The 18,689-nt window shown below is 57.2% G+C and carries 12 protein-coding genes; 5 read left to right on the top strand and 7 right to left on the bottom strand.

The annotated features are described in order from the left end of the window. Window positions 1-320 precede the first annotated feature (320 nt). Both NBH09_RS04950 and NBH09_RS04945 read left to right on the top strand, forming a co-directional pair. Entirely contained in the window at window positions 321-2,015 is a 1,695-nt protein-coding gene (locus NBH09_RS04950) for a PTS lactose transporter subunit IIBC (RefSeq protein WP_250787240.1), read from the top strand. A gap of 162 nt (window positions 2,016-2,177) precedes the next feature. Continuing rightward, window positions 2,178-2,519: a sugar phosphate isomerase family gene (locus tag NBH09_RS04945; RefSeq protein ID WP_250787239.1), complete on the top strand. Its 342-nt coding sequence runs from the start codon at window positions 2,178-2,180 to the stop codon at window positions 2,517-2,519. A 37-nt stretch (window positions 2,520-2,556) separates the two neighbouring features. On the opposite strand, the gene NBH09_RS04940 is transcribed toward NBH09_RS04945, so the two are convergent. From NBH09_RS04940 to NBH09_RS04930, 3 genes are all read right to left on the bottom strand, one after another. Beyond that, window positions 2,557-3,789 carry a Fic family protein gene (locus NBH09_RS04940; RefSeq protein WP_250787238.1) on the bottom strand — a complete coding sequence of 411 codons (1,233 nt, stop codon included), beginning with the start codon at window positions 3,787-3,789 and terminating at the stop codon, window positions 2,557-2,559. Window positions 3,790-4,237: 448 nt separating this feature from the next. Further along, window positions 4,238-5,659 (bottom strand): 6-phospho-beta-galactosidase, encoded by a 1,422-nt coding sequence (gene lacG, locus NBH09_RS04935; protein WP_197032106.1) that lies wholly within the window; start codon window positions 5,657-5,659, stop codon window positions 4,238-4,240. A 75-nt stretch (window positions 5,660-5,734) separates the two neighbouring features. Beyond that, entirely contained in the window at window positions 5,735-7,513 is a 1,779-nt protein-coding gene (locus NBH09_RS04930) for a PTS lactose transporter subunit IIBC (protein ID WP_250787237.1), read from the bottom strand. A gap of 284 nt (window positions 7,514-7,797) precedes the next feature. Between NBH09_RS04930 and NBH09_RS04925 the strand changes: the two genes are divergently transcribed. Then, window positions 7,798-8,799, top strand: coding sequence for a LacI family DNA-binding transcriptional regulator (locus NBH09_RS04925; protein WP_250787276.1), 1,002 nt, complete (start codon window positions 7,798-7,800; stop codon window positions 8,797-8,799). Window positions 8,800-8,972: 173 nt separating this feature from the next. Here NBH09_RS04925 and NBH09_RS04920 read toward each other — a convergent pair whose 3' ends face one another. Together NBH09_RS04920 and lacG (NBH09_RS04915) are read right to left on the bottom strand one after the other, a co-directional pair. Further along, on the bottom strand, window positions 8,973-10,733 hold the full coding sequence (locus NBH09_RS04920) for a PTS lactose transporter subunit IIBC (protein ID WP_022094682.1): 1,761 nt from the start codon (window positions 10,731-10,733) through the stop codon (window positions 8,973-8,975). Window positions 10,734-10,909: 176 nt separating this feature from the next. Further along, window positions 10,910-12,352, bottom strand: coding sequence for a 6-phospho-beta-galactosidase (gene lacG, locus NBH09_RS04915; RefSeq protein ID WP_022094683.1), 1,443 nt, complete (start codon window positions 12,350-12,352; stop codon window positions 10,910-10,912). Between the two features lie 350 nt (window positions 12,353-12,702). Between lacG (NBH09_RS04915) and NBH09_RS04910 the strand changes: the two genes are divergently transcribed. Beyond that, on the top strand, window positions 12,703-13,731 hold the full coding sequence (locus tag NBH09_RS04910) for a LacI family DNA-binding transcriptional regulator (protein WP_040358938.1): 1,029 nt from the start codon (window positions 12,703-12,705) through the stop codon (window positions 13,729-13,731). 267 nt (window positions 13,732-13,998) lie between these two features. Here the strand turns inward: NBH09_RS04910 and lacG (NBH09_RS04905) are convergent, their stop codons facing one another. Beyond that, window positions 13,999-15,438: a 6-phospho-beta-galactosidase gene (gene lacG / locus NBH09_RS04905; protein ID WP_195919828.1), complete on the bottom strand. Its 1,440-nt coding sequence runs from the start codon at window positions 15,436-15,438 to the stop codon at window positions 13,999-14,001. Window positions 15,439-15,504: 66 nt separating this feature from the next. Then, the gene (locus NBH09_RS04900; protein ID WP_022094686.1) at window positions 15,505-17,280 is read right to left on the bottom strand and encodes a lactose/cellobiose PTS transporter subunit IIB; all 1,776 of its coding nucleotides are present in this window, start codon (window positions 17,278-17,280) and stop codon (window positions 15,505-15,507) included. Between the two features lie 357 nt (window positions 17,281-17,637). On the opposite strand from NBH09_RS04900, the gene NBH09_RS04895 reads away from it, so the two are divergent. Continuing rightward, window positions 17,638-18,642, top strand: coding sequence for a LacI family DNA-binding transcriptional regulator (locus NBH09_RS04895; protein WP_250787236.1), 1,005 nt, complete (start codon window positions 17,638-17,640; stop codon window positions 18,640-18,642). Window positions 18,643-18,689: the final 47 nt, after the last annotated feature.

Genomic DNA, 18,689 nt, shown 5'->3' with positions numbered 1-18,689 from the left:
ATTGTCTCTAATATTGTTACAACAATATATTCAATATGTTATATCCAATCGGTGAACGGTTGCAAACTTATAGTACTGCTCAGGGAAAATACTCTTTAGCTGGGAAAACCTTATAGTAATCAGCTACCGTTCACCGAATAAGTATTTGAATTCTTGACATATCGACAAAGCGGAAAAAGAATTGGTTATGACAAATCGCGCAAATGATATTACATTTCGCACAAGAACGTATTCACTTACATAAGTGGATACAAACGGGGACGACGACGGTTGAGTCCGGATAAATCGTTACGTGCCCGGGAATCATGAAAGGATGTGTTATGGACGCTATCGTCAAATTCCTTGAAAAACACCAGCCCCTCTTCGACAAAATCTCGAGGAACATTTATCTGGTGGCGATCAAGGATGGCTTTCTCTCGAATATGCCAATTGTGCTGTTCTCGAGCCTGTTCCTTCTTCTTTCGACGCTCCCTGCCTATGTAGGCATCACGCTTCCGCCTGAGGTGCTGGATTTCTTCAATAAAATCTATGCATATACCATGGGACTTCTTGGCATTATGGTGGCCGGCACCACGGCGAGCTCACTTGCCATGTCGATGAACCGTCGCATGCCTTCGGGTAAATCTCTCAACCCCACCTCGTGCATGGTTTGTGCCATGTGCGGCATGCTCTTACTATCGGTGACGAACGATGTTGTCTCGATTGGCGGAGCAGATACATCTGTTTTTGAAACCGGCTATATGGGAACCAAGGGTTTTCTCGCTGCGTTCGTAGCCGCATTCTTGACCGTTAATATCTATAAGGTGTGCATTAGCCATAATGTGACGATCAAGCTCCCCAAAGAGGTCCCTGGCTCTATTGCGCAGAGTTTTCGCGATATCTTTGCATTTGGGTTTTCGATCCTTGCGTGCGCTTTTATCGATCTTGCGAGCCGCAAGCTGCTTGCTGTGCCGTTCGCCAATTTGGTATCCGCTCTCATCTCGCCGCTGTTCTCCGCGGTCGACACCTATCCTGGCATGGCGCTTATCGAAGGCGCCGTCGCACTTTTCCAATTTATGGGTATCCACGGTGCTTCGGTTGTCATGAGTCCGATCAATGCTGCGCTCTATGGCAATACCGTTACCAATCTTGAGGTTTTCCAAGCAGGTGGACACCCGTCAATTGCTCTCACGCAGGACTTTACAAGCTTCATCGGCGGTCTGGGCGGTTCTGGCTGCACGTTCATCGTTCCTATTATCCTGATCATGTTTATGCACTCCAAGCAGCTAAAAGCCATGGGCAAGGCATCGATTATCCCGGTGATTTTTGGAGTTAACGAGCCCGTTATCTTCGGTATGCCGATTGTTCTCAATCCCTATATGTTCGTGCCCTTCCTAGTGGCTCCTATGGTCAACGCCACTATCGGTAAATTTTTCATTGACGTCATTGGAATGAACGCCCCCATGTATACCATGCCGTGGGCGCTTCCCGGCCCAATCGGTGCATTCCTCACCACGGGTCTCGATCTGCGTTCTCTTGTATTGATGGCAGTGCTGTTGGTCGTTGACTTTGTGATTTACTATCCGTTCTGCAAGGCGTATGACCATCAGCTTTGTTTGGAAGAGTCTGCAAAGGAGACTGCAGGAAACTCGGATGCAGATGCTAGTGCCGCACAGGAAAATGTCGCAAAAGCTCTCGAGGCGGTAAAGGACAAGGCGGAGCAGATCCGCGTGCTTGTGCTTTGCCAGGGTGCCGGCACTTCGACTCTCTTGGCAAATGCTCTTCGCGAAGGTGCCGCTGCTAAGGGTATCGATCTGGTTTCTCAGTCCGGTGCGTACGGAAGCCACTATGAGACGATGGGTCAGTACAACGTGATTGTTCTGGCACCCCAGGCACGCATGTACTATGACGCTATGAAGGCCGATACCGATCGCCTTGGAATTAAACTGCTCACCACAAGGGGCAAGGAGTATATCGACCTTACCAACGATCCCGAAGGTGCAATTGACTGGATCGTTCAGGAGCTGGCCAAATAGTGGATGCACTTCGTCGTTGATTCGTCGGTGTATGGTACGGCCCCGCAGCTTATTGAGCTGCGGGGCCGTATTTCGTTGAGTATCTAATTGAGACAATGAGCGCAACCGTCGTGAGATCGCATTGGCGCTCTCCGAGTCACCGACAAACTGCCTTCCATCTATGTGACCAATTCGCTTTCGGCCTTTAGCCTGCTCGAGGCGCGCGAGGATTGCGAGCTGTGCCTGGTGGGCGGCATGTACCGTCGCCGCACCGCCGCCTTTATGGGCCCCATGGCCGAGGATACCCTGCGCGCACTAGGGATTGACACGGCGTTTATCGGTGCCAACGGCATTCTGGATGGCGACGTGTCCACGTCCAACATGGACGAGGGCCGCATCCAGCAGCTCGCCTTTAGCAAGGCCGATGCGCGCTATCTGATTGCCGACTCCAGCAGGATCGGCAGACGATACTTCTGCCCCCCCCAGCCGGCGCAGGGGTACCGCTTTAAAATGACGCGCAAATAATTTTGGGCAACAAGGATGAGGCTATTCTGGGATATGACTAGACTCCGTATTTCGTCTTTATGTCCCTTGAGAATGAATCGTAGTCTTCATAGAGCCCCTCTCTGCTTTCATCCTCGGCGTGGCTTACACGTTCAAGGAGCTTATCCTTTGGGGCCTCTTTTGTTATTGCGGCCTCGCTATCGGGTATTGTGGATTGCAAGAATAGTTCTAGAGCATGGACGTCTTTGAGTATGTAGCCCGTCGAACGACCCGCCCCTGTTTTTTCGATTGCGCTGCAACTAACAAGCTGACTGAGGGTTCGTTTAACGGTAACCTCGCTGATATCGGGGCAGTTGGATCGGATGTCTGATTTCTTAATGACGCCGGGTCTCTGTTGAAATAGAACGGCGATGCGCGCTTGCTTCGACATGGGACGAGTGCTTGATTCAATTAAGGTACGCTGTTCGAGCTGTCGGTAGGCGGCCAGGGTTGTTCCGAGCATGAAACGGATAAAGGGTGCTTCGGTGTTTTGATTTTCATTCCATCCAGTGGAGCTTGCAGCGAGGGCGTTGTAGTAAAGCGCTTTGTTGTCTTCAATAAGTCGTTCGATGCTGATGTAACGCGCAACGTCGTATCCAGTCTTTTCGAGCAGCAGCGTTGTAAGGAGCCGGCTCATCCTGCCATTGCCATCGTTGAAGGGATGAATACTGACAAAATCGAAGATAAAGCGGAGCGATATAAGGAGGGGATCGCAAACTTGGCGAGATAAAGCATCGTTGAGGGACTGGCAGGCTTCTTTAATAAGTCCCGGGGTTGCTAGAGCCGAAGGGGGCCTAAAGCGCACAAATCGATTACCTTGATCGTCAATGGAGACGATTTCGTTATCGCTATCCTTCCAATGGCCTCCATACGAGATTGCCGTGTGCGCCATGAGGTCACGATGCAACTGCAGAATGACCGATGGCGTTACGGGAATGGAATCGTGTTGCTCGTGAATAAGCGACAGCACATCTCGGTATCCAGCGATTTCTTCCTCTGCGCGGGAGCTTGGCTTGGCGGAATACGCCATGATCGCTTTGAGTCTTTTTTGGGTGGTAACAATTCCTTCAAGTCCGTTGGAGGATCGGGTGCTTTGGATCTTAGCCTCCTCCATTAGGGACGATAGAAGCTCGGGTTTGACTTGACTCAGAGCAAGCTGTCGGCCTTTATGCTCGCGTATCGAGAGGAGGAGGTTGGTGATTGGAGTTGCTTCGAGTTCCGCTGGGACTGTGGTGTAATCGAACTGGCGCATGCGGCTCCTTTCGGTATCACGAACATACTTTCGATATCATAATACCATTAAATGATACCGAAAGTATGTTCGTGATACCGAAAACTAGAAACCATGCTTCATAACTGCTTGGAAAGTTTGGATTTGACTATCTTATTGTCTTGATCTGTAACAGGTAGACGGTCGAAAGTGGGCTACGTGTTACAGATTGAGATATTTCTGCTCGGGCGTTCTGTTTGTCTTGATCTGTAACAGCTAGGGCCGGAATACTCGGTTACGTGTTACAGATCGAGATCTTCAAGTTCGGGCCGCTCGTTTGTCTTGATCTGTAACAGGTAGGGCCGAAATACTCGACTAGATGTTACAGATCGAGACAAACGGCCTGCTCGGGTCGAGCCAAAACAAAAAAGGCCGCATGCGAACCCGTGGAGGGATTCGCATGCGGCCGACAGGGAGTATGCGGCAAAAGTTAGGCCATGAGCAGGCCGGTCTCCGCGACGTTCTTGTACCAGTACGCGCTCGCCTTGGGATAGCGCTTCTGGGTCTCAAAGTCGATGTAGAACAGGCCGTAGCGCTTGTTGTAGCCGTTGGTCCAGGAGAACTGGTCCTGCAGCGACCACACAAAGTAACCGTCGACGTTCACGCCGCCGTCGATTGCCTTGAGGATCCACGCGAGATGCTGACGCATGTAGTCGATACGAGGGGCGTCGTCGATAAAGCCATCCTCGAAGTCGTCCTTATAGCCCATGCCGTTCTCGGTGATGTAGATCTTCTTGTAGTTGGGGTAATCGTTTTTAATGCGGAGCAGTAGGTCGTAGAGACCCTCGGGATAGATGATCCAGTCCCAATCGGTGGTGGGTACGCCTTCGCGCACGCATGACTCGCCCACGCCCTTGAGGAACCAGCGCGAGGAGCCCTTGTCGCCGGTGCCATTGTGGTTGATGTCGTTTTCGCCCTCGGCGGCACGCAGGAACTGGCACTTGTAGGTATTGACGCCCAGACAATCGTTGTAGGGGAGCGCGGCGGTCAGCGCGGCGATGTCCTCGTCGCGGACGTCGAGCTCGCCGCCGGCGATATGGGCCAGCTTGGTTGCGGCTTCCATGGTGTCGGCTGCATAGTGGCCGCGGAAAGTGGCGTCGAGCACCCAGCGGTTGTTGATGACATCGGCCATGCGAGCTGCCTCGCAGTCGGCAGCACTGTTGGGATCGAGGGGATACTTGGGCTCCAGGTTCTGGACAATGCCGATCTCGCCCTCAAAGCCGCCCTCATGGAAGGCGACGACAGCCTTGGCGTGGGCCACCATCATGTTGTGCATGAGCTGGAAGGCCTTGTCCAGGCGATACTTCTCGCCGTGCGGCCAGTTGCCGACGATAAAGCTGCCCTCGGCGGTCGCGGGAATCTCGTTAAAGGTAAACCAGTGCTTGACCTCGGTGAACTCGGCAAAGCAGAACTTGGCGTACTCGACAAAGGCGTCGATCGTCGTGCGCGTCAGGAAGCCCTCGCCGCCGTTCTGGTAAAAGGCCTCGGGCGTATCGAAGTGATCGAGCGTGACATAGGGGATAACGCCGGCTTTATTGCAGGTGGCAAAGAGCTCGTGATAGAAGGCAACACCCTCGGGGTTAATCTCACCAGTGCCGCTGGGGAAGATGCGGCTCCAAGCGATGGAGACGCGGATACCGTTGATGCCGAAGCGCTGGCACAGGTCGATATCGACCGGGTACTTGTTGTAGAAATCGCTTGCGGGATCGGGGGAGAAGCGACCCTGAGCAGCCAGGAAATCGTCCCAGGGCACTTTGCCCTTGCCGTGCGTACGGGTCTCGCCCTCAACCTGGTAAGCAGCGGTGGCGCCGCCAAACACAAAGCCGTCGGGGAACTGCATGGGGTTGGTCATGAGTCATCCTTTCTGTGGGATACGAATAGGGAGAGGTGCCCGAACCGGGAATCCGGGCACCAACAGAGGGAGGAACTAGTCGAGGTTCTCGCGGAGCCACTTGATGGCGCCAGCGGGGTCGCGAGTAAGGTCGATATATTCCTTACCGCGGGGAGCGAGCAGCTTAATGCCCAGGCGATCGGTGTCGGCCTTCATGTCGTTGTAGTAGCTACGAACCTGCGGGGCGAGCACGATAACGTCGTACTGATCCATGATGGCAGTGTGCTGGCCATAGGCGCCTGCGGAGGAAGCGATGTTCTCTCCGGTCTGCGCAGCACCTTCCTTGATGGCGTTGGCGAGCATGGCAGAGGTGCCGGCGCCGGCGCACAGGACGAGGACCTTCAGGCCATCGACATCCTTCTTAGCGGATGCGTCGGAGGCGGGCTCGGGCTGATCGGCGACAGGCTTGCTGTCGGCGGCAGCGGCGGTCGGCTCGACGGAAGCGGCGGTCTGCTCGACAGCGGGCGCAGAGGTGCTGGCGGTGATGGTGGCAGCACCATCGGACTCGAGACCCAGCTCGGCGGCGCGCTCGGCCTCCTGGTCGCAGAGCAGCTTATCGTATGCCTTCAAGAACGGCAGGTAGATGATGGCGTCCAGCAAGATGATGATCGCGACAAATACCAGGGCGATAAGCTGGAAGTTCGTGGTGATGAAGATGCCGATGGGGGCAGGGGTAGCCCAAGGCACCACGAAGGAGAAGCCGTTCATGCCCACGTTGTCGATAAAGAACTTGGCAACACTTACGTTGACGCAGCCGGCGGCAACAAAGGGGATGAGCATGTAGGGGTTGAGGATCATGGGCGCGCCAAAGAGCAGCGGTTCGTTGACGGCGAAGGCAACAGGAACAATCGAGGCCTTACCGACGGCTTTGAGCTGCTTGGACTTCATAAAGAGAATCAGCAGAAGCGGAACGATGAACGTGGCGCCGGTGCCGCCGAACTCACCCACGAGCGACATGTTAAAGGTGAGGGAGTGGGCGGGGTGGCCACCGGCCAGCAGAACCTGCAGGTTCTCGGCCTGGTTGGCAAGACGGATGGGGTCGATGCCCGGCTGGACAATCGAAGGGCCGTGGACACCGATGAACCAGAAGAACGCGGTGGCTGCCTGGATAAGGATAAGGCCAGGATAGGTTTCTGCAGCGGTAAAGAGCGGGGAGAGCAGCTTGATGAGCAGCTCGGAGAACGGAACGCCCATGAGGTTGCGCACGATGACATCGATGATGCCGCAGATGATGACAGCGCCACCGAAGGGGATGATGTCGCGGAAGTTCTGTGCGATGGCGCCCGGAACCTCCTTGGGCAGCTTAATGGTCAGATCGCGCGAGACGCAGAACTTATAGACCCACACGGTAATGAACGCGGCGATATAGGCCGAGAACAGACCGCGCGTACCCATGCTGGTGCAATCGAAGACAGAAAGCTCGGAGCCGTTGAACTTGGTGGTGAACTGCGTGACTGCGAGCAGCAGCATGCTGCACTGGGCGGCAACCATGGTGGAGCCGTCGTTGAGCACCTTGCCGGCGGGCATGCGACGGTTCATGGAAGCCGTAAAGTTCTTGGCGGTGGTGCCGGCAACCATGATGCCCATGACGCCCATGGTGAAGTTGTACAGCTTGTTGCACCAGTCGATGAGCGGCTGGGGCAACGTGATTCCAACTACGCCGGGAAGGGTGGCGATCAGCAGAAAGATCGAAGAGGTAAGGACGATGGGCATGCACCCAAGGAATCCGTCTTTGATGGCCTGGAGGTAGATGTTTCTCGAGATCTTCTCGAAGAACGGTTGATGCTTTTCGAGCATCTTTACGATGGCGTCCATAGAGCTCCTTTGCTACTTGATGCGCGATGCATGTGGATGGAACTGGTCGTCGATGGATGGTCAGGACTGCCCGGAAACCTTCCTGCTTAAGGAAGGCATTGCGAAATGACAACGTTGTCATTTTGTTAATGACAACGTAAGACATTTTTGGAAGAGCAACAAGGATATACGGGTGAGCGGTCGATATTGTCCGGTAAACGGTTGATTTGTCAGTCGGGCAGGTAGTGTATGCTAGAACGCAAAAAGCAAGCGATGCAAAACCGACTGGAGAAGTAGTGGCAACGATGGACAAGAAAAATGTCTCAATGAACGATGTGGCGATTGCTGCGGGTGTTTCTCTCAAGACGGTTTCGCGTGTGATCAACGAGCCCGATAGCGTGCGAGAGTCGACACGCGATAAGGTTCATTCCGCAATGGAGGCGCTCGGGTTTCGAACCAACTTTGCCGCGCGTTCGCTCAAGTTGGGCCGTTACGGGTGCATTGGCGTGGTGCTGTTCCACTTGTCGGGCGGTGCCGTGGACATGATTGACGGTATCGCAGATGCCGCCGAAGAACGCGGCTTTGCGCTCACGATGATCAAAAAGCGGGCGGGGGAGAAGATGACCCTTGCCGAAGCGGCGCGTAGGATGTCGCAGCTGCCTGTTGATGGCATGATCTTCAACCTGCGTCAGATGGTCGATGACTTTGATACTTTTGAGGCACCGAAAGACCTCAAGACGGTGATTATCACACCGATGGAACATCCTACCTGCTCCACCGTCAGTGACGACCAAGAGGGCGGCGCGCGCATGGCGTGCGAGTACTTCTTGAACCACGGGCATAAAAACGTGTACTTCGTCTCTGGTAAGAAAGAGTCGTTGTCGAGCCAGTGCCGTATGAAAGGTTGGCGTGCGGCACTCGAGGCGCGTGGCATTGAGCCGCCCGAGCCTCTGCAAGGCGATTGGAATGCGGATAGTGGCTATGCCGCGGGCCTTGTGCTTGCCGATAAGCCCGATTGCACGGCGGTCCTCGCTGCTAACGACTGCATGGCAAACGGCGTGATGATGGCTCTACGTGACAAAGGGCTCAGTGTGCCCGACGACGTGTCCGTGATCGGCTTCGACGATGAGCTCTACAAGACGATTCCCAACTCGATTCTGACGTCGGTGAAGTTCCGCCACCGCGAGCTGGGCGTCCGTGCGCTTAATGAGGTCGTCGCAGGTCTGGAAGCCCCGAGCTCCAGAAGCCGTACGCTTGTCTCGGGTGTGCTGGTCGAGCGTTCCAGCGTAAAGGACTTGCGGGCGTAGACGTGCTCGGCCTGCTCGTCTAAGTCTGTAACAGGTGGGACCCGAAAACTCGGCTAGATGTTACAGATTGAGATGAACAGGAGGACGGGTGCGGTCTAAACAAAATGGCCCGCGCATCACACATCGATGCACGGGCCATTTATTGTCTGCAAGCGGCAGGTGGTGTCAGCGTCTTATGCCTCGAGGTTTTCCTCGATCCAGGCGACGGCACCCTTGGGATCCTTAGTGAGGTCGATGTACTGTTTGCCCTTGGGCGACAGCAGCGTGATGCCCAGGCGGTCGGTGTCGGCCTTCATCTCGTTGTAATAGGTGCGAACCTGCGGAGCCAGGACGATGACGTTGTACTGGTCCATGATGGCGTAGTGGCTGCCGTAGGCACCGGCGTTGGCGGTAATGTCGATGCCCAGCTCGTCGGCGCCTTCCTTAAGCGCGTTGGCGAGCAGTGCAGAGGTGCCGGCGCCAGCGCACAGAACCAGAACCCTCAGATCCTTGCCCTTAAGGGCGGACGGAGCTGCGGAGGCCTCAGTGGCAGAAGCGGTCTCGACAACAGGAGCCTCAACGGCGGGGGCGGCAGCGGTCTTGACGGCCTTGGTCTCCTCGGCCTCTTCTTCGGCCAGGGTCTCGGCCTCCTGCTTGCACAGGACGTTGTCGTAGGCCTTGCAGAACGGGTAGTAGATCAAGAAGTCAACGACCAGCAGGACGACAACCAGGACCAGAGAGATCGGCTGGAAGTTGGTGTCGATGAAGGTGCCGATCGGTCCGGGGAGTGCCCACGGCATGGCATAGATAAAGCCGTTCATGCCCAAAAAGTCGATGAAGAACTTACCAATGAGGACGTTGGCCACGGGGGCAAACAGGAACGGGATCAGGAAGTACGGGTTGAGGATGATGGGCGCGGCGAACAGCAGCGGCTCGTTGACGGCGAACATCACGGGCACGACAGAGGCTTTGCCGACGGCCTTGAGCTGCTTGGAGCGCATAAAGAGCAGGAAGATAATCGGGACAATGAACGTGGCGCCGGTGCCGCCGAGTTCGCCGATGTAGTTACCGAAGTTTTCGGTCAGGGCGAGGGCGGGGTGACCGCCGGCCTGCAGCGTGGCGAGGTTGGTAGTGATGTTGCCAAACAGCGCGGCGTTGAGAGCAGGCTTAACGACCGAGGGGCCGTGGATGCCCATGAACCAGAACAGAGGGATCATGAACCAGATGAGGGCGAGGCCGGCGTAGGAATCGGCAGCGGCGAACAGCGGGCTCACCAGCGTGGAGATGACGTTGGCAAACGGGACGGCCAAGCAGGTGCGGCAGATAACGTCGATGACGGCGACAAACAGGATGGAGAAGCTGAAGGCGAAGATGTCGCGGAAGTTCTGGGCGATGGCGCCGGGGACTTCTTTGGGCAGCTTGATGGTGATGTCTCGCTTAATGCAGAAGGCATAGATGTTGACCGTGGCAAATGCGGCGACAAAGGAGCTCAGCAGGCCCTTGGTGCCCATGTTGTCGGTAAAGAACACCGAGACATCGGCGCCGTCGATCTTGGCACTCGTCTGGGTAACGGCCAAGATGAGCATAGCGCACATGGCGGCGACCATGGTGCTCGTGGCGTTGATGGCCTTGCCGGCAGGCATGCGGCGGTTCTTGGAGCCGGTCAGCGCGCTTGCGGTGGTGCCGGCGACCATGATGCCCACGACGCCCATCGTGAAGTTGTAAACCTTGTTGCAGAAGTTCACGACGTCGACGTTCCACCAGTCGGGCAGCGTAAAGCCGCCGACCGTGGCGACAACGCCCGGCAGGGTCGAAATAAGCAGGAAGACAGAAGAAGACAGGATGATGGGCATTGCTGCCAAAAAGCCGTCTTTAATGGCCTGAAGGTAGATGTTCTTAGAGACCTTGTCGAAGTACGGCTGACCTTTCTCCAAGAACTTAACGATCGATTCCATAGTTCACGCTCCTCTTTGCATGAAATCTTAATGGCATGGACGTTGAAAACCTATATGGTCTCCCGCTTGCTAAAAGCCCGGGTGCAGGCGGGGCCGGTCCCAGGGGGAGAGAGGGGGGCGGCTGGGTTTGTATCGCATAGGGCCGCTCCCTTCTCGGGGGAAAGCGAGGCGATGCGCTACTGCGCGTCCGCCATAGTGTCGGCGAGCTCCTTGTACCAGAGTGCCGACTGCTTGATGTAGCGTTTTTGCGTGTCGAAGTCGATGTAGAACAGGCCGTAGCGCTTGTTATAGCCATTGGCCCACGAGAACTGGTCCTGCAGGCTCCAGATAAAGTAGCCCTGGACGTCGACGCCCTCGGCGCGCGCCTGGAGCACCTTCTCCATGTGCTGGTCGACAAAGTCGATGCGCTCGGGATCGGCGACGATGCCGTTTGCGTCGGGCTCGGGGTCCTTGTGGCCCAGGCCGTTTTCGGTGATATAGATGACGGGGAGGTTGGGATAGGTGGCGCTGATGTGCTTGAGCGTGTCGTAGAGGCCTTGCGGGTAGATGAGCCAATCCCAGTCGGTGGTGGGGATACCCGGCATATCGACCTGCTGCCCGACGCCCTTAAACTTAAAGCACGAGGTGCCCTTGTCTCCGGTGCCGTTAAAGCTGTTGGTTGACTCGCCATCGTAGGCGGCGATAAACGCCGACTGATAGTAGTTGAGGCCGAACATATCGTTGCGGGGCGCCGCCTTGGCGAGCTCCTCCATGTCGCTGTCCTCAACCGTAAGTGTGGCGTTGTTGGCACGCAGAATCTCGTTGATGAGTGAGAGGGTGCGCGCGGAGTAGTGACCCAGGAAGGCGCCGTCCATGATGAAGTCGGTGTAGAAGGCGTTGTACAGGTCGGCGGCGTGCTGGTCGGCGGGCGAGTCGGTGGCAGGATATGCCGGCGTCAGGACGTTGACCATGCCAATGCGTCCGCCCAGGTGCTCGGTCTCGTCAAGATCCTTATACAGGTTGACGGCGCGGGCGTGGGCAACGAGCTCGTTGTGCTGGCTCTGGATGCCGCTCGTCACATCAAAGTGATGGTTGGGCGGGAAGTTGCCTTGGATGTATTGGGAGTGCGAGAGGCTGATGAGCTCGTTGATGGTGAACCAATTCTTGACCTCGCGGAACTCGCGGAAGCAGAACTCGGCATAGCGCACATAGGCGTCGACGGTCTTGCGGTTGAGCCAGTCGCCCTGGTTGAACAGGGCGGCGGGGGAGTCAAAGTGATGCAGGGACACATAGGGCTCGACGCCATACTTTTTGCAGCAGGCGAACAGCTCGTGGTAGTGCTTAACGCCCTCGGCGAGGGGCTCGGCATCGTCGCCGTTGGGGAAGATGCGGGTCCAGGCGATGGACACACGAATGGCGTTGAGTCCATGCTCGGCAGAAAGGCGGATATCCTCCTCGTAGCGGTTGTAGAAATCACTGGCCGGGTCGGGCAAAAAGCGACCCTGGGCGACAAGGTAATCGTCCCACATGGTCTTACCCTTGCCTGCCACCTTCGTGGAACCTTCCGTTTGGTACGCGGCGGTTGCGGCGCCCCAAACAAAGCCCTTCGGCAGCTGCTGTACGCGGTTTAGCAAAGACATATGCATACACCCTCTCGTCTCGCTGTTCGATATTGTGCGTTTGCGCTCAGGAGGCTCCCTGGTTAGCGTTCAGCGGTGAAAAAGCCCGATAAACACTATCTTAAAATGATTAGAACCAAAATGAGCACGTGAACATTTGACAATGAGCACGTTAACATCCGGCTGGGATGTATAGAAACAAAACAACTTCAAACAGCCGCGAACGGTTGTATTTGTTCGGTAAGCGGTTTTGATTGACAGAAGTTTTCATGTTGTGGTATATGGCTCGGGTATCATGAGCACGTTATCAATGTATGTACGATGCGCCATGGGCGCGGGGAATAGTTGGGAAGCAGGTTAGCGTGGAAGGCATGGATCAGCAGACAAGGAATGGTCGTTCGGCGAGCGCGGCAGAGGTTGCGGCGCTCGCTGGCGTGAGCCGCCAGACTGTGTCTCGCGTGGTCAACGGTATGCCCAACGTGACGGAAAAGACGCGCAAGCGTGTGCTGGCCGCCATGGAAGAGCTGGGCTTTCGTCCCAATTTTGCTGGAGCGGCGTTGCGCGGCGGGTCGTATCGTTCTATTGGCCTGTGCATGTACAACATCACACGTGTCGGTAACCTGGCGACGCTCGAGGGTATCATGCAAGCGGCGCGCGAGCACGATTTTGCCGTCACTATGATCGAGATGGGCGGCGACAAGCCCTATGCACTTGCCGATGCCTCGCGCCGCATGGTCGAGCGACCCGTCGACGGCATGATTCTCAACATGAACCGCATGGCTCCCGATTTTGAGGAGTTTGTTCCCCAGCCGGGAGTGCGAACGGTCATCCTGTCCATGTATGCGCATCCGCGCTGCACGACGATCGACTCCGACCAGTATGGTTCGTGCGAGCTGTTGACCAATTATCTGCTGGAACATGGTCACTCGAATATGCGGTTTGTGGCGGGTCCGGAAAACTCGATTTCCTCGCGTTTTCGTGAGGCCGGTTGGCGCGATACGCTGGGTCGTGCTCATGTCGATGCCGCTCCGATGCTGCGCGGCGATTGGAGTGCGGACAGTGGGTACGCCATGGGCGAGCGGATTGCGGCCGAGGTGCTTGCCGGCGGGTCGCAGGCGCCGACTGCCGTGCTTGCGGCAAATGACCAGATGGCGCTGGGCGTTATCGCCGCGCTCGAGAACGCTGGCCTGTCCGTGCCCGACGACGTGAGCGTGGTTGGTATCGACGACGCACTCGAGGGACTTGTTCCTCACAATCGGCTGACGACGCTGCGATTTGATTTGCGCGGTGTCGGTAAGCTTGCGTTTGAGGCGGCGATTGGAGAGAGCTCGTCTATCGAGGCGATTCATGTGCCGAGTACGCTGGTCGAACGCTCGACTGTTAGGGACATACGGGGTTAGGTCCTACTCCGTTTGTCTCGATTTGTAACAGGTAGACGGTCAAAAGCGGGCTACGTGTTACAGATTTAGATTCTTCGGAAAGAGTAATCCTGTTCGTCTCAATCTGTAACAGCTAGGACCAAAAAACTCGGCTAGATGTTACAGATCGAGACAAACGGCTCCCGACCAGCCCAAAAACAAAAAGACCGGGGGCGGCGCGCCGTGTGACGTGCCGCCCCCGGCTGAGAAATGGGGACAGGTTGTGTGAGCGGGCAACCCCGCCAGCCATTAGTCCAGACGACGGGTCTGCGCTACGTGCTTGTACCAGTATGCGCTTGCCTTGGGCGTTCGCTTCTGGGTTTCAAAGTCAACGTAGAAGAAGCCGTAACGCTTGTTGTAGCCATTGGTCCAGGAGAACTGATCCTGCAGGCTCCACAGGAAGTAACCGCCCACGTTGACACCCACCTCCATGGCCTTAAGCAGCCAGCGCAGGTGCTGCTCGATGTAGTCGATGCGCGGCTGGTCGTCCACAAAACCGTCCTTGTAGGGGTCCTTGTAGCCCATGCCGTTTTCGGTGATGAAGATCTGCTTGTAGTTGGGGTAGCGCTGCTTAATGTAGACGAGCAGATCGAACAGGCCCTCGGGATAGATGATCCAGTCCCAGTCGGTGGTAGGGATGCCGGGTTTGTTCACGTGCTCGCCAATGCCCTTAACGCGCCAGCGGCCGGTGCCCTTTTCGCCCGTGCCGTTGTGGTGCAGGTCGTTCTCGCCATCGTAAGCCTTCAAGAAGCGGCACTGGTAGTTGTTAACGCCCAGGTAGTCGTTGTAAAGCGCGGCTTCGCGCATAATCTTGAGGTCCTCGTCCAGGATTTCGATGGTGCCGCCCGAGACGGCGGCCAGGCGGTTGGCGCACTCGAGGGTGTCGGGTGCGTAGTCGCCGCGGAAGGTGGCGTCGAGCAAAAACTGGTTTTGCAGCACGTGCTCGTTGTTGGCGGCTTTGATGTCGGCGGGGTCGTTCTCGTTGAGCGGATACTTAAACTCCAGCGACTGAATGACGCCGATCTTGCCCTTAAAACCGCCGTTGTGGAAGGCCAGTACTGCCTTGGCGTGGGCGAGCATCATGTTGTGCTCGCACTGGAAGGCCTCGGCCAGATGCGCCTTGACGCCACCGGGGAAGGTGCCCTCGATGTAGGTGTTGGAGGCGTCGGCCCAGATCTCGTTAAAGGTGAACCAGTAGGTCACCTGGTCGGCGTACTCCTTAAAGCAGAAGGTGGCAAAGTCCACAAAGGCGTCGATGGTCTCGCGGTTGAGGAAGTCGCCCTTCTCAAAGAGGGGAAGCGGCGTATCGAAGTGATGCAGCGTGACAAACGGCTCAACGTGGTGCTTGTGGCACTCGGCGAAGAGATCGTGGTAGAACTGGACGCCCTCGGGGTTGATTTCGCCGGTGCCGTTGGGGAAGATGCGGCTCCAGGCGATGGAGAGACGAATGCCGTTGATGCCGAACTCCTCGCACAGCTCCAGGTCGACGGGGTACTGGTTGTAGAAGTCCGAAGCGGGATCGGGGGAGAAGCGCCCCTGGGCCTCCAGAAAGTCGTCCCAGGCAACCTTGCCCTTACCGTGAGTGCGGGTCTCGCCCTCTACCTGGTAGGCAGCGGTGGCGCCGCCAAAGACAAAGTCCTCGGGAAACTGCGCGGGCGGGTTGGTGACGCTAGCAGGATTAACGGACATGATGATCCAATCGTCTAAATCGAAGGGCCAGCCGGTCTTGGATGGTCGGCTGGCCCTGGGCGTTACTTACTTCGAAAGTTGCTCACTCACGAAGGCGAGAGACTTGTCGCCGTTCTGGGAGAGCTCGATGTACTGCTTGCCACGGCAGGCGACGCACTTGTTGCCCACGCGCTCACAGTCCTTCTGCAGGTCGGCCAGGTAGCTTGCGGCCTGCGGGGCCAGGACGACCAGGTCAAAGTCGGGGAGCATGTCCACGTGGTTGCCATAGGCCTCGGCAGCGGTCTCGAGGTTAATGCCGCGCTCCTTGGCGGCCTTGGCCAGCGCGTTGGCGAGCAGGCCCGAGGTTCCGCCGCCCTGGCAGAGCACGAGCACGCGCTTGCCGTTGAGGTCGCTGGCGGTCGTTGTCTCGGCAGCGGGTGCTGCGGAAGCGGCGGGGGAGTCGGCCTTCACGGCCTCGGCAGCAGCGCCGGCGGCAACGCTCTTGGCGTCAGCCTTGCCCTGGAAGGCATCGTTGAGCTTGGCGGCCTTCTCGGCGTTCTTGGCGGCGAGCTCCTCCTGGGAGATCTCGGCCTCCTCGGCGCACTTCTGGGCGTCATAGGCACGGAAGAACGGGTAGTACAGAACGAAGTCGACGACCAGGATAAGGGCGAGCATCACAAAAGCGAGCGGCTGGAAGCCCAGGCCCATGATGGTGCCGATGGGGCCGGGGACGGTCCAAGGCAGGGTGTACATAAAGCCGTTCATGCCCAAGAAGTCGATAAAGATCTTGAGGATCCAGATGTTGGCGATCGGGGCAAAGACAAACGGGACAAAGAAGACGGGGTTGAGCACGATGGGCGCGGCGAACAGCAGCGGCTCGTTGACGGCAAAGCAGACGGGGACGATGGCGGCCTTACCGACGGCGCGCATCTCCTGAGACTTGGCCAGGAAGCAGAACATAAAGACCAGGACGAGCGTGGCGCCGGTGCCGCCCATGCAGACGACGAAGTACTGGGCACCCTGGGTCAGGACAGCGGAAGCGTGCTGGCCGGCCTGGAACGCAGCCAGGTTGTCGGTCATGTTGGCAACGAGGGCGGCGGCGATGGCGGGCTCGACGATCGAGGGGCCGTGGACGCCGACGAACCAGAACAGGCTCATAGCGCCGTAGATCACAGCGAGGCCGATGTAGCCGTCGGCAGCGGTGAACAGGGGCTGGAACACCTGGATGACGCCCTGGGCAAAGCAGAAGCCAAAAGCAGCGCGGAAGGCGATGTCAAAGACCCAAAAGACGGTGATGCAGACGGAGAAGGGGATGATGTCCTTAAAGGTCTGCGAGATGTTGGGCGGAACCTGCTCGGGCATCTTGACGGTGATGTTGCGCTTAATGAAGAACTTGTAGATGATGCCGGTCACAAACGCAGCGATAAAGGCGGTCAGCAGGCCTTTGGAACCAAGGTAGGTGGTGTTGAAGCCGCTGGCAGCGTCCGTGGCGATCGTGTCGCTCGAAAGGAGCAAGAAGCCGATGATGGCCGCGCACATGCACGAGATGAAGTTGATCTGGTTGTTCTTGGGCAGATCGCGGTTCTGAGCGTCGGCGAAGTGCTTGGCCGTGGTGGCGGCACAGGCGATGGCCAGGATGCCCATGGAGTAGTTGTAGCACTTCCACAGGGCGTTGTTGATGTCATCGGGCCAGTAGAAACCCCAGATATTGGGAACCGAGGCTACCAGGCAGAAGATGGACGAGAAGATGATGATGGGGATGACGGAGATAAAACCGTCGCGGATCGCCTTGAGGTACTTGTTGCGGGCGATCGCGTTGAAAAAGGGCTGCCCCTTTTCGATGATGGCGATGAGTTGCTCCATGCAAAGCTCCTAAGAGTCGGTGGGTTGGCAACGATGGTAGCTTTTGACGTTTGGTTGCCAAAATGTTGACGTTGCCATTTTGCGACACAAAATAAGACGCGAACCGATGGCCCCTGTGCCTGTGGACCGTCGATTCCTTGCGCGTAAACGTTTGAGCCGCCCGGTGGCTCTGTGTTTGCACAATGGCAACGTTAACATTTGGGCGACAAAAGCCGTTCGGGGAAGCAAAAATGTCGGTGAACGGTAGGTTTTGGGTGGTGAGCGTATGGTGGGGGAGGCGTTGGATATACTTGAAGGCGTTAAAAATGACTGCGCAAGGTGCCACCAATGGCATCGTTGACATAGAAAGATCGACCTATGGCCGCTGTTAAAAAATCGGTATCCGTCAAAGACGTAGCGCGCCTCGCGGGCGTCTCGGAGCAGACGGTCTCGCGCACCGTGCACGATTCGCCCAGCGTGCGCCCCGAGACCAAGGAACGCGTGCGTGCCGCCATGCGCGAGCTGGGGTATCGCCCCAATTTTGCCGGTCGATCGCTGCGCCGCGGTAAGTTTAAGACCGTCGGCGTCGCCATGTTCAACATTACCGGCACCGGCAATCTCGACCGTATGGAGGGCTTTGCCGCCGCGGCCGATAAGCACGGCTATGCCATCACCCTCACTAAAGTAGACGGGCATCCGTATACCCTCGAGAGCGCATCGTCGCGCATGAGCGCACTGCCAGTGGACGGTATGGTTGTGATCATGAATCGCATGCCGGCAGACTTTGGCACTTTTGAGCCGCTGCCCGGCATGCAGACGGTGCTCGTTACGATGTTGGAGCACCCGCTCTGTTCAACGGTCGATAACGACCAGTTCGATTGCTCGCGCCAGGTGGTCGAGTACTTGCTGGAGCAGGGGCACAAGACCGTGCACTTTATCTCGTGTCCCGAGCGCTCGCTTTCGGGCATGCGGCGCGAGGAAGGCTGGCGCGAGACATTGCGCGCGCATGGAATTGAGCCGCCGCGACTCGTCCGTGGGGATTGGACGGCACAGAGCGGATATGCTGCCGGTCAGGCTCTGGCGGAAGATCCGACCTGTACGGCCATTTATGCTTCCAACGATGCCATGGCATACGGCTGCATTCGCGGGCTCGAGTCGTGCGGAAGGCGTGTGCCCGAGGACGTGAGCGTGGTGGGTGTTGATGACAGCCTGGGCGATATCGTGCCCGACCGTCGCCTGACCACGGTGCGCTTTGACAACAAGCGCGTCGGCATGTGGGCGGTCGACAAGATTGCCGGCGCCGATGGGGGTGCGTCTGGCGTGGAGCACATGCTGATCCCCGGTGTGCTTGTAGAGGGCGATACGGTGCGCGATTTGCGTTAGGGTGCGGCCCTGTTTGGGTTGCCGCTAATTGTGTTCGATATTGTTCA

Origin of the sequence: Collinsella sp. BG-O-102 (assembly GCF_023656745.1) — a bacterium.
Taxonomy (GTDB): domain Bacteria; phylum Actinomycetota; class Coriobacteriia; order Coriobacteriales; family Coriobacteriaceae; genus Collinsella.
This window is presented reverse-complemented; position numbering and strand designations above follow the sequence as displayed.